The following is an 11943-nucleotide window of genomic DNA, read 5'->3' on the forward strand; positions in this document are numbered from 1 at the left end:
GTGCGCCCAAGTCGGTTAATTCAGCCCCTCATTAGGTCACCGTTTAAGACCCTTTTAGATTCTTCCGGGCATGGTGTGGTCAATCAATAACTGGCATCAAGCGGAAATGTAATGCGTAATCCCTTGACCATGGTACAAGAGGCGTATCGGTCACCCCAAAATGGGGCAGTTCACGGCAGTGTCGACGATTTGCGGCAGCGGGTCATCCAAACCAATGCGATTTTCGGATTGGCCTTGGTTGTGCTCGCGATTCCGTTCGCGGTCTTCCTGGCGTCGCGCAATGACATCCAATTGGTCATACATGCTGTCCCGCTCAGCATCGGTTCGATTTTGTCTTGGCGGTTGGCGCAGACCGGCAATTTGCGCTGGGCGCTTGCTTTGCAGCTCATCGCCCTGACCGGCATGGGCGTGTGCGTGACGCTGCTCAATGTTGGGGCGGGCGCTGTGGGATTGACCATTGGCGCGGTGGCTGCACTCTACGGCTATCTGCTCGGCGACTTCAAAACCACTCGGTTTGTTTTTGGTATCGCCATTTTGGGAGGGATCGGCCAGGCCGCAATCCTCATATCGCATATGGTTGTGCCAGACATTGCCCCCCTCGCAATCGACCTATCTGTTTTGTATGTGCTGATTCCGTTGGGATTTGTCGCCGTCTCATTGACGCGATTGCGGCAAGCTTATTTCACACACTCCAAGACCCAAATGCGTGCCTTCAAGCATTTGGTGGAAAGCGTGCAGGATGCTGTTGCCCGTTATTCTGTGGAGGGCGATTTAACCTACCTCTCACATACAGCAGAGAACTTTTTTGGCTGCAAACGATATGAGCTGGCCGGCAACGGCTTTGTAGAGCGGATTCATGTGCTGGATCGTCCGGTTTACCTTAAGGCGCTAGACGAGGCGCGGACACAGGGGATGCCTCGCTCAGTTGAAATGCGAATGCAATGCGTGCGAGACGATCATTATAGCTTCATTTGGGTGGAGGCATCGCTTTCGCCGGTGCAGGAAACCGATCCTGACTCGGGCGGTCATGAAGTGATTGCTATTTTGCGGGACATTACCCAACGCAAGGATCAAGAAGTCATTACGCAAAAGGCGCATCAGGCCGCCGAACAAGCGAACCAATCGAAATCACGCTTTCTGGCCACTATTGGTCATGAGTTGCGCACCCCGCTCAATGCCGTGGTGGGCTTCTCTGACATGATGCTGGATAATATTGGTGGCGAGTTGAGCCAAGATCATCGGGAATATGTGTCGCTGATCCGCCAGAGCGGGACCCACCTGCTGGACACGGTCAACATGTTGTTGGATATGTCCAAGCTTGAAGCAGGTAAATTTGAGCTGCAAACCAGCGCTATGGAACCATCTTCATTGGTCGAGCCATGTTTTGCCATTGTGGCCAGTGCTGCCCAAGCCAAAAACATCAGTTTAGAATCTGAGCAGGTCAATGCGTTGCCGCCGATGGTGGCCGACGAAAGAGCTTGCCGACAAATTCTGATCAATCTGTTGTCCAATGCCATCAAGTTTAGTCCCGAAGGGGCCACAGTGAAATTGCGCATGCGGACAAAGGGCACACGGATCGAGTTTAGCGTGATCGATCAGGGGATCGGTATTTCCCAATCGGATATCGAACGGATTGGTGAGCCATTCTTCCAGGCCAACAATGGCCTGACGCGAGAATATGAAGGCACAGGATTGGGCCTTTCAATCGTACAAGGGTTAACCGCGTTGCATAGCGGCGAGTTTAAGATCAAATCTACCCTTAATCAGGGCACAACCATGATGGTCCTGTTGCCGCTGGAGGGGGCCAAGCCTGTGGATCAAATCGGCAACAATGTCGAGGAGTTGAGCGACTTGCAGTTCAAGGTGGAGGCGGAACGGGCCGCCATTGAAGCCGAACAGAAAAAAGCCGCAAAAGCAGGTTAATAGTTTAAAGGGGTCGGGGACATGAGCGCTTATAGCGTTGGACAGTCAGGAGAAGAGCGAGATATTCAAGGGGTGACCATGCAGATTCTAAATGGCGCATGGGCCATTGTGCGCACATATCCAACCAACACGATTTGCACTTTGCTGTTGACCGTCGGCATCGGCGTATCCGGCTGGAACGCCCTATATGGTCAGCAAAATATACATCCGGCACCCTTGTGGGGCGAAAGCCATGGCGCGGCGACGCAGCCTTCAGTAGAGACCGTGGCGACGCCGCCAGCAACGGTGCCGCCCGCGCCAACGCAACGCACCGTGCAGCCGAAACCGGCGCCGGTGACCGACAATGCCACTACCAGCTCGATTACCGCCCCCAAAACCACCCCGCAGCCCATTCCAGACGTGGTGACGGGCAACCCGACAACATTCCACATTCAAAAGAACCTAGCCAAGCTGGGCATTTTTAAAGAGAAAGTGGATGGCTATTACGGCCCGAAAACCGCCACCGCCATCCGGGCCTTTGAGAGCCAATATGGGCTAACGCCAACAGGCGCGGTGAGCGAAGAGTTGCTGACAAAACTGGAAAATATCGTAGGGGGTGGCCGCAGCGCTGCACCAACTGCAACGCCGCCCTCGACGACCAGCCAAGACCCGCTGGCCCAAATTGCGATGAGCGCAGCAGATGATGCAGAGGCCTCTGCGCCACAATCCTATTCGCGTGAATATGTGATCAAAATTCAAAAAGGTCTTTATTCGCTGGGATTTTTACAAGGCGCTATCGATGGCGTGCCCGGCGCGCAAACTGAACGGGCCATCCGACAGTTTGAAGTGTTCAATAATTATCGCGAGACCGGCGAAATCACACCCGAGCTTTACGACATGCTGCTCGCCGCCAATGCTAGCTTTGAATAGATGAAACGCTTACGTGCGGATCTGTGGGTGTCCGCCTTTGTGCGGCTGCACACCCAACGGGGCAATATGTGCGTCGTCCGCCAACGCGGGGATGAGATCGCCGGACAAATCTGGGTGGAGGTGGATCATCTGAACGGCACCAACAGCCTTTACGTGCCCGCCATGCAACTCGACTCAGACGGGCAGGAACGGGTTTTTGAAGCAAGGTTTGATCGTGCCAGCGCGCAAGAGGTGGAAGCCCGCATCCAGCAGGAACGCGCGTTTGATCCTGATTTTTGGGTGATCAGTCTGGAAACGCGGGATGCGGATATCGGCCTTACACTTGCCGAATAACTTTACCGCGCGTTGCGCAAACGGCTGACCGCATTGGCAGCCCTTTCCAGCACGTCCGAGCTTTGCGCTCGCTGCTTGGCCGCCGACGCAGCCACCAGCGTGCGAATGCTCTTGCGCCCGGCTGGCATATGTTCGGCCGGTTTGTCCAAAGCGCTCAACTCCACATCGCCACGCCATACTGAGAGGATGAACACCATAGCCTCGGGCTGCAAATGCTGGAACAAATGCGCATATTGCTTCAAATCTTTAGAGTTGTCGCGATCGCGGGAGCTAGCATGGATCAACACTTTCAATCCATCTTGAGCTTTGCAGCCAAACGCTCTTAACACCACAAACAGGGCCGCGCCACTCACATCATGGGCAATCTCGCCGCATTTCAATTCATCCAAGCCGGTCACCTGGGTCAACAATCGTGTCACCTTGGGTCGCTGATTCTTGGAGAGCAACTTCATCATCGCCTGCGTAAACTCGCTGGTCGCCACTGAGATATGCTCGAATGTCCGGTGCATTGGGGTTTTTGGGACTTGCCGCTGTTCGAATGCAGCCAAAACTTTGATTCGATCCGCTTCCTTCAGGTCAAAAAATGCGTGCAGCAAATAGGCTTTGTCGAAATCCTCACGGGCGGCAAGCGACCAGGCCACTTTTTGGTCCATCCCCGCAGCCTTTGAAATAGCGCGCAGATAAGGGCCTTTAAATTCAATGGATGGGTTTGCCGCAAGCGCGCGATAAACCTTGCGGCTGTTAATCGGAAACAACTTGGCCACCAGCTTGGGGCTCAAATTGGGACGGGCTGCAATTTTGGCAATTTGATCGGCATTATTGCGCGAAATGACGGTAAACAGAACCTCGTCGGGAACATAGTCTGTCTCCGATAGATATTGGTCGATATCTTCTCCAATATTGTCGGTGATCAGCGCTTTAAGTTTTGGTGAGAGATGTGGTGCCTTGGTAAGCGTCATCGCGGCGCGGGTGCGGGCCTCCGATTCGGCAGCGGGGAACAACCGTTCCGCCAGCGCCTCGAACTGCTGCAACTCGGCATAATCGGGTTTTGGTCGCTGGGCAAATGCATCGCAAGCCGCCACCAACAGGGTGTTTGCCCGCTCGATGCCACCATTCTCGATTAGCAATTTAAACGTTTCGTAGGGTTGGAAGCCGATCATTTCTTGCCTGAGTTTACCAAAGTGGGTCAAAACAAATCACTTACCCACTTTTTTCATTAATTCGTTAGCAGACTATTAACCTTGACGATTTCTTAATCATTTTTGCACAAACATTAACATGTCCGTCATTCCGATTGTGAGTATTGAGAGCTTTATGAAGACATAAACACAGATTTTTTGATGAGGTCCCCAATGGGGAAGATATTGTTTTTTCAACCGCAGCGCCGAACTTCGCGGCATGTCAAACTAGATATGAACGCGGAAAATATCGTGATTTTTCCGGGTGTACGTTATGAACGAGCCAACAGTGCAAGTGAAAAGAAACGCCGGAAAAATAAAGTGCGCAAGCCGCACTAGCAAAGCTGCGACGCTGACATTGCTGTTGCCCTTATTGGTGCTTGGCGCCTGTGCCCGGCCTGTAGGTGATTTTGGCCGCGCCGAAGACAGCGTAATTCATGATGAAATATTGCCGCGCGTGGGGGCCATGAGCGCCAGCAGCCGCGAAGAACCTGTGTCCCGGTTTATACTGACCGACGAAGAAAAGCTCATGCGCAATCGCGTTTGGCGATTCCTGATCGCACCGCATGCCAGCGACTGGATGTTTGACGCAGCTGTGGAGCGCCAGCGCACGCGCCTTAGCCCGCCGACTGATCTCAACTTTAATACTGACCGTTATTACACCCAATTGCGATTGGATGATTATCGGTCAACCAATACACGATATGTCACGATCGCTGAAGATGCAGACACCGATTTGAAAACCATTCCTGGCACCTTTGCCGCGATCTGTGACGTGATGGAGGTGGAACGACGGCGCAATACGGCAATGGAAGGGCTATACCCCAACAATGATGCGGTGCGTAAGGAAGTGCGGACTCGCGAGTTTGAAAACGCCAATGTGATTGCTTGGTTCACGCGCGCGCTGGATTATCGCTACAAAAGCTATGATGTGGCGCTTAATCGACTGTTGGTGGAAACACCTCACCAAGAAGCCGGGTTGTCGAATGTCGCACTGAACCGTCTGGCCATTTTTGTAGATCGTGCCAAGCGAGGTGAATTCTGTGACCCGTTCACGGACCAGACCTACACGGCGCATCAGGAACTGCCAGCGCTGCAATCGCGCTATGAGAACATGGATTACAACATACCCGCTGAGGCGGAAATCCTTAAATAACGCTGTCTTGCGTGCAACTGATGCTCTCCAGCGCCTGATCATAGCGCTGACGCAACGCATCATGGTCTGGCCAGAGCCGAACAATTGCGGTGAGTTGATCGCTGGGTGCGTTCACAATCAAAAAGCCCTGACCGATATCTAAGCCTTCTTCCGCCAGCAGACGGGATTGAGCCGGGTTAAATACCCCGATCTTAATTTCATCCCCGCTGCCCGCCCGGCTGGTGGTGGAATAGATCACCCGACCGTCGCGGGCGGCAACCGCGATCGACCAGAAACTATGTGGCAGCTTGCCGTCAATGAACATGGGGCCACGCGCCAGATCAAACTGGCAAACACCATAGCTTAGGGCGGGGTCCAGTTGCAGGGCACGGGCCAATTCCTCGTTCCCATGATCGAGCGCAATAAAGGCCTGATCGGGTGCAATCTTGGCCAGACGCGACCAGGCATCTCGCTCGGCAAAGTTGGGCACAAGCAAAATCACGCTGAGATGGATAATTCCCCCAAGGATCAAGCCAGCCAAAAACCAAAGTGCAAATCGCCCCATTAACACGCCTCCTTCACGAGCTGGGGCAGGGCAATTTCCTCAGACCCAAGTTTAGAAAACGCATTTGTATCATAAAGGGTGAGCAGCAATTCAATACGCTCCAGACCGTCAGTGTTCAGCCAGTTGCCGGGCTGCACCTGTGGGGCGATGGTCAAATCGATTTCACCATTTGGACCAAACAGCATCTGCCCGCTCTCCACATGGCCATAAACCTGACGGGTCACAGGATTGCGGACCTGCACGGTCCAAAGCGCATGGTTGGGCATATGCCCTTGCATGGTGTAACGGCAATCGCCGCGCAACCAGTTATCCTCAGCATCCTTGCGGGCGGCAAAGCGCACCCCTTCGCCTTTACCTAAGGGCAACATGCCCTGCCGCGCCAAATGCGCCCGGGAATAAGGATCAATCTGTGCTGTGCCCAATTCGGGCCAACCGGACCACACGCCATAGTGAGTTGCCGTGAGTTCACGACCATCTTCCAGGCTGTAATAGCTCAGCCCAAATCCCACAACAAGAGCGGTGACGACAACGATTAAAGGATAGAATAGTTGCTTCACAGCCCCGATTTCTCCTGATGGGCATTAAGCGCCGCATGGCGCTGCGAATCCGGATCAATATCCGCCTCAATTGAGGTGTGCAACTGATCAAACAATTGGTGAAGTTGGCGCAGTTTCTCTCCGGCATCCGGCGTGAGAGAGGGGGGACGCTGCAAAATCGTGTCAGCGTCTTCGGAAGTGTTGCTGCTTGGTGCAATCGGGTCTTCAATTCGCGTGAAGTCAGCGCCCGGTAGTTCCTTGATATCAATGTTTGAATGGGCATAGGCCATAAATTTTTGCCATGTTTGCGCAGGTAAACGCCCACCCGTCAGATTGTTGGTGCGGCTGTAATTATCATTGCCATACCAGACCGCGGCCACATAATTGCCGGTATAGCCACAAAACCAAGCGTCTCGATAAGACTGTGTGGTGCCCGTTTTGCCCGCGGCGGGTGTGCCGGGCACGTCAGCGCGGCGCCCCGTACCTGAGGTCACCACAGACCGCAGCATCTCATTCATGCCGACGACTGTTTTCTCGCTCAAAACGCGTTCCGGTGGCGGTTGGTTACGGGCGTCATAAACGGTTTGGCCGCGCAAAGTGGTGATGCGACTGATTCCGTAGGCCTTTGCCCGATAGCCGCCATTGGCGAACACGGCATAAGAGGACGCCATATCAATAACGCTGGTGGAAATCACGCCCAGTGGCAACGACCGGGTGACAGGGAAATCATTTTCGATGCCCATTTTGTGCGCCAAGTCCGCGATCGGGCCGCGACCGGTGGATTGCGAAAGCCGCACCGGCACCGTATTTATCGATCGCGTGAGGGCGTTTTTAAGGGTCACACGGCCAGCATAGGAACGGCCATAATTGCGGGGGCACCAGTCACCGATGCAGATGGGAGAATCTGAAATCACCGTGTCTGGTGAATAACGACCAGATTCCAAGGCGGTCGCATAAACAAAGGGTTTGAACGAGGAACCGGGTTGACGTTCCGGGTTGGTGGCCCGATTGAATTGGCTCTTGCCATAGTCAGTGCCACCGACCATGGCCCGCACGGCTCCATTTGGCTCCAAAACAACCATCGCGCCCTCACTCACTCGATAAGCCTGTCCTTCTTCGCGCAAGATCGAATTGACGCTCTCTTCTGCATGACTTTGCAAAACAGGATCAATGGTGGTGCGCACCACAAAGCTGACCGAGTCGCGCTCGTCTGCCACCAACACTTTGACCTTTTCAAAGGCCCAATCGAGAAAATAGTTGGGCGAGTTGATTTCATTGGTACGCTCAACCGGCGTCGCGGGGGCGCGGCGCGCCGCGGTGACCTGTCCCTCGGTTAAAAACCCGGCCTGCACCATATTGGTGAGAACCTCGTTGGCGCGGGCGCGCGCAGCGGCCAAATCAACATGGGGTGCATATTTGGTAGGGGCCTTAAACAGCCCGGCGAGCATTGCCGCTTCCGCCAGAGAAATATCTTGTACCGTCTTGCCAAAATAATATTCTGCCGCAGCCGCAATGCCAAAATTGCCGCCACCCATATACGCACGGTCGAAATAGAGCTTTAGAATTTCGTCCTTTGTATAATGGGTTTCCAGCCAAAGCGCCAAAAAGGCTTCCTTGATTTTGCGTTCAAATGTGCGCTCTGAGGTCAAGAACAGGTTCTTAGCCAATTGCTGGGTGATGGATGATCCACCCTCCACAACAGAATTGGCGCGCACATTGGTGATCAGGGCCCGTGTGATGCCCACCACATCGATGCCAAAATGGTCATAAAAGCGCCGATCTTCTGTCGCCAGCGCCGCTTGGATCATATAGATCGGCAATGTCTCCAACGGCACAGAATCGTCGGTGCGAATGCCGCGCCGGCCAATTTCGTTGCCATAGCGGTCCAAAAAGGTGACCGAATAATCCTCTGTATTGTTGAACTCGCCACTGGCTGTGGCGTAAAATGAGGGCAGGGCCAGCGCAGTCATTAAGACGAGGCCGATGGCAAGAAAGGACAAACCGTCAGACAGCAACTCGATCAGCAGGCGGCGAAAACCGGTGACCTTGAACTTGGCCATTATATCGCTGAAGGTCTGATATCCGCGCCCAAGCGACTGAAAAAAATCATAAAGCGACGAATCCAGCCAGGCATCGAACCGGATAAATTGGGACGCCTTTTTGCGCTTGGTCTTTGTATAAAACGGATCCTGCACCGATTCACCACTTTATTGGGTTGAGTACCAAATTGGATGCTTTGCCCCATAAAAGGCGCTAAGCGCTTGTACATAAAGCACTGATATAACACATGCTGCCCCATTTATGAGCAAAAACACAGGCGGAATACAATGAATTTTTGGGAAGAAAAGTCCCTTGACGAAATGAATGAGCAAGAGTGGGAAGCCTTGTGTGACGGCTGCGGCCGGTGCTGTTTGGTCAAGCTGGAAGACGAGGATACGGGGCAAATCGTGACCTCTGATGTGCATTGCAAGCTTCTGGACCCGCATAGCTGTAGATGCTCAAACTATGAAAAAAGGCAGGAAATCGTGCCGGATTGTGTGAAGCTGACACCAAATAATATTGCCGAAATACGATGGATGCCCGTCACGTGCGCCTATCGGCGCCTTTTGGAGGGCAAAGGTCTAGCCTGGTGGCACCCATTGATATCTGGCAGTCGCGAAACAGTGCATCAGGCGGGGATCTCGGTGCAGGGGCGCACCACCAATGAAGAACAGGTGCGCGATGACGAATGGGAGGATCATATCGTCGGCTGGCCCGAATTTGATCCCACAGCTGAACAAAATGGCGACCAGTGACGTTTGGCGACTATAAAGTGAGGAGCTGAATCAAAATGCTAAAGCCATTCGGAGACCAGATTTGGACAATCGATGGCCCCCCGATCGTTGCCGCTGCCGGGTTTCATTATCCAACCCGGATGGTAATTATTCGGCTCGCCGATCAAAGTCTTTTTGTTTGGTCCCCGATTGAACTGACGCCGGAATTGCGCGACGCTGTCAATCAGATCGGTGAGGTCGGATATCTGGTTGCGCCGAACGACATGCACCATATGTTTATCAAAGATTGGATGCATGCCTATCCATTGGCGAAAAGCTTTGCTGCGCCTGGCTTGGTCTCCAAGCGAAAAGACATTTTATTTGACTCGGTGTTGGGCGATACGCCGCATCCAGAATGGGCTGGGCAAATTGATCAGGTGGTGATGGATGGCAACCTCATCACTAAAGAAGTGGTTTTTTTCCACGCGCAAAGTGGAACGGTGATCTTTACCGATCTGTTGCAGCAATTACCCCAAGACTGGTTCAGCGGCTGGCGCCGGGTGGTGGCCAAACTCGATCTCATGCTTGATGACCAGCCGCAGGTGCCACGCAAATTTCGGGTGACATTTTCTCGCAGAAATGAGGCGCGGGAGGCGCTCAAGAAAATCAAAAACTGGCCTGCGGAACGGGTGATAATGGCCCATGGCACGCCAGTTGAACAGGGCGGTGGAGCCTTCATTGAACGCGCCTTTGCCTGGCTGAAATAAGAAAAAATGCATCGGATAGGAAAATAGTCCTTGACTATGTGACGCTCTTTTGCTAGTGTTTGGATATGGTCGAAGAAGTGCGGCCAATATGGTCGCCAGCGACTGAACATTATTGATGAGATTTTACACCCGCCCCCGCAAAGGCGGGTTTTTTATTGGGAAATTGCATTGAAATTGAGCGACGCGGAATGGGGAGAGATCAAAGAGGCCTATGAAACGAGCGATATGCGGGTGGTTGAAATATGTGCATCCTATGATGTGTCGCCCGCAACCCTTTATGCCTATGCCCGCCGCAACAATTGGGTGAAGCGTAACCAGAAGAAAAAGGCGCAATCGGGACAGGATTTCCGGGCGCGTCTGGCCACATTGCTGGACATGAAGCTGAACGCGCTGGAAGCGGACTTGACCCATGTGAAGGCCACTGACCTGACGGCCATAGCCAATTTGCTAAAGCTGTTCGATAAGGCGAATGAGAAACCGGGCGCGAATGAAGCAGCACCGCAAATTCGGCCCGACCAAGTGGCGGCGATGCGCCAACGCATTTTAAAGCGGATCGACGCCCTGCGCGACAATGCTAAATAGCGACCTGATTGCCGAGCTGAGCGATGCGGAAGTGCAGGCGCTTTATCATGATTGGCGATTTTGGGCGCGGCCCGATCAAGTGCCCCCACAAGGCAACTGGCTGACCTGGCTGATGCTGGGCGGCCGCGGCGCGGGCAAAACCCGGGCCGGCGCCGAATGGGTGCGCGAAAAAGCGCTGGGTCTCAACCAAAAAGCGGCAAGCCCAATTGCCTTGGTAGGCGAAGATATTGCCGATGCACGGGCGGTCATGATTGAGGGGGTATCCGGCTTGCTGGCCATTCACCCTGCAGACCAGCGGCCCGTTTTTCATAAGTCGCGCGGCGAGTTGGAATGGCCGAACGGGGCGGTGGCGAAACTGTTTTCGGCGCACGACCCAGATGCTTTGCGCGGGCCGCAATTTGCGGCAGCCTGGGCCGATGAATTTTGCAAATGGCCTGACCCGCAAAGCTGTTGGGACATGCTGCAGTTCGCCTTGCGCTTGGGCGAGGCACCGCAACAAATGGTGACGACAACACCGCGGCCGATCCCGGCGCTGAAAAAACTGATGCAGGACAAAAACTGTGTGGTGACGCGCTCCAGCACCAATGACAATGCCGCCAATTTGGCCCCGAATTTCTTTTCAACGGTCACGGCCCATTATGCGGGGACGCGGTTGGGACGGCAGGAGCTGGACGGTGAAGTGTTGGAAGCCGCGGAAGGTGCTCTGTGGCAACACGCGCAGTTCGATGAGTTGCGGGCAGGGAGCCCGGCACAATTCGATCGCGTGCTCATCGCGATCGACCCGCCGGTGACAAGCCACAAGCATTCTGACCAGTGCGGCATTGTGGTGGCCGGGCAGGTGGGTGAAATGACCTATGTAATGGCCGATCTATCATTTCAGCCCGCACCAGCGCTGCAATGGGCCCGCAAGGTGATCCACGCCTTTGATCAGTTCGACGCTGATCTGGTGGTGGCGGAAACCAACCAGGGCGGCGATTTGGTGGGGCTGAACCTCAAGCAATTGGTGCCCAATCTGCCGATCAAGCAGGTGCGGGCGCACCGGGGCAAATATGCGCGCGCGGAACCCGTGGCCATGCTCTATGAGCGCGGCCTGGTGCGCCATGTGGGTGACTTGCGGCACTTGGAAGACGAAATGTGTGCCTTTGCGCCCGGCCAGACGGGACAAGGATCGCCCGACCGGATGGACGCTTTGGTGTGGGCCGTCACCGAACTGGCTTTGGGCACAGACGCGCGCCCGCGCATTCGCAATTTTTAGAATTTAA

At 54.2% G+C, this 11943-nt stretch carries 12 protein-coding genes; 8 read left to right on the forward strand and 4 right to left on the reverse strand.

Annotated elements, in window-relative coordinates:
• Positions 1–111: 111 nt before the first annotated feature.
• From L1I42_RS05390 to L1I42_RS05405, 3 genes are read left to right on the forward strand one after another with little or no spacing between them, the layout of a single operon-like run.
• Positions 112–1923: a PAS domain-containing sensor histidine kinase gene (locus L1I42_RS05390; protein ID WP_236113461.1), complete on the forward strand. Its 1812-nt coding sequence runs from the start codon at positions 112–114 to the stop codon at positions 1921–1923.
• Between the two features lie 21 nt (positions 1924–1944).
• Positions 1945–2832: a peptidoglycan-binding domain-containing protein gene (locus tag L1I42_RS16310; RefSeq protein ID WP_305067703.1), complete on the forward strand. Its 888-nt coding sequence runs from the start codon at positions 1945–1947 to the stop codon at positions 2830–2832.
• A complete protein-coding gene (locus L1I42_RS05405; protein WP_236113462.1) occupies positions 2833–3165 on the forward strand; it encodes a DUF1491 family protein in 333 nt (110 codons plus the stop codon). It abuts the gene before it with no gap.
• 2 nt (positions 3166–3167) lie between these two features.
• Here the strand turns inward: L1I42_RS05405 and L1I42_RS05410 are convergent, their stop codons facing one another.
• Positions 3168–4325 carry a DUF2336 domain-containing protein gene (locus tag L1I42_RS05410; protein ID WP_236113463.1) on the reverse strand — a complete coding sequence of 386 codons (1158 nt, stop codon included), beginning with the start codon at positions 4323–4325 and terminating at the stop codon, positions 3168–3170.
• A gap of 292 nt (positions 4326–4617) precedes the next feature.
• On the opposite strand from L1I42_RS05410, the gene L1I42_RS05415 reads away from it, so the two are divergent.
• Complete coding sequence (locus L1I42_RS05415; protein ID WP_236113464.1) at positions 4618–5499, forward strand: hypothetical protein; 882 nt, start codon at positions 4618–4620, stop codon at positions 5497–5499.
• On the opposite strand, the gene L1I42_RS05420 is transcribed toward L1I42_RS05415, so the two are convergent.
• From L1I42_RS05420 to L1I42_RS05430, 3 genes are read right to left on the reverse strand one after another with little or no spacing between them, the layout of a single operon-like run.
• The gene (locus tag L1I42_RS05420) at positions 5492–6043 is read right to left on the reverse strand and encodes a DUF1254 domain-containing protein (RefSeq protein ID WP_236113465.1); all 552 of its coding nucleotides are present in this window, start codon (positions 6041–6043) and stop codon (positions 5492–5494) included. The two genes, L1I42_RS05415 and L1I42_RS05420, sit on opposite strands and share 8 nt — an antisense overlap.
• Complete coding sequence (locus tag L1I42_RS05425) at positions 6043–6600, reverse strand: DUF1214 domain-containing protein (protein ID WP_236113466.1); 558 nt, start codon at positions 6598–6600, stop codon at positions 6043–6045. Before L1I42_RS05425 ends, L1I42_RS05420 begins: the two co-directional genes overlap by 1 nt.
• Positions 6597–8774 (reverse strand): transglycosylase domain-containing protein, encoded by a 2178-nt coding sequence (locus L1I42_RS05430; protein WP_236113467.1) that lies wholly within the window; start codon positions 8772–8774, stop codon positions 6597–6599. The genes L1I42_RS05425 and L1I42_RS05430 overlap by 4 nt, the downstream gene beginning before the upstream one ends.
• Positions 8775–8906: 132 nt before the next feature.
• On the opposite strand from L1I42_RS05430, the gene L1I42_RS05435 reads away from it, so the two are divergent.
• From L1I42_RS05435 to L1I42_RS05450, 4 genes are all read left to right on the forward strand, one after another.
• Positions 8907–9374 carry a YcgN family cysteine cluster protein gene (locus tag L1I42_RS05435; RefSeq protein ID WP_236113468.1) on the forward strand — a complete coding sequence of 156 codons (468 nt, stop codon included), beginning with the start codon at positions 8907–8909 and terminating at the stop codon, positions 9372–9374.
• A 35-nt stretch (positions 9375–9409) separates the two neighbouring features.
• The gene (locus L1I42_RS05440; RefSeq protein WP_236113469.1) at positions 9410–10099 is read left to right on the forward strand and encodes a DUF4336 domain-containing protein; all 690 of its coding nucleotides are present in this window, start codon (positions 9410–9412) and stop codon (positions 10097–10099) included.
• A gap of 168 nt (positions 10100–10267) precedes the next feature.
• A complete protein-coding gene (locus L1I42_RS05445; protein ID WP_236113470.1) occupies positions 10268–10681 on the forward strand; it encodes a hypothetical protein in 414 nt (137 codons plus the stop codon).
• Positions 10671–11936, forward strand: a complete 1266-nt coding sequence (locus L1I42_RS05450) for a DNA-packaging protein (RefSeq protein WP_236113471.1) — start codon at positions 10671–10673, stop codon at positions 11934–11936. Before L1I42_RS05445 ends, L1I42_RS05450 begins: the two co-directional genes overlap by 11 nt.
• Positions 11937–11943 lie beyond the last annotated feature (7 nt).

This window comes from Maritalea mediterranea, assembly GCF_021568695.1.
GTDB classification, from domain to species: domain Bacteria; phylum Pseudomonadota; class Alphaproteobacteria; order Rhizobiales; family Devosiaceae; genus Maritalea; species Maritalea mediterranea.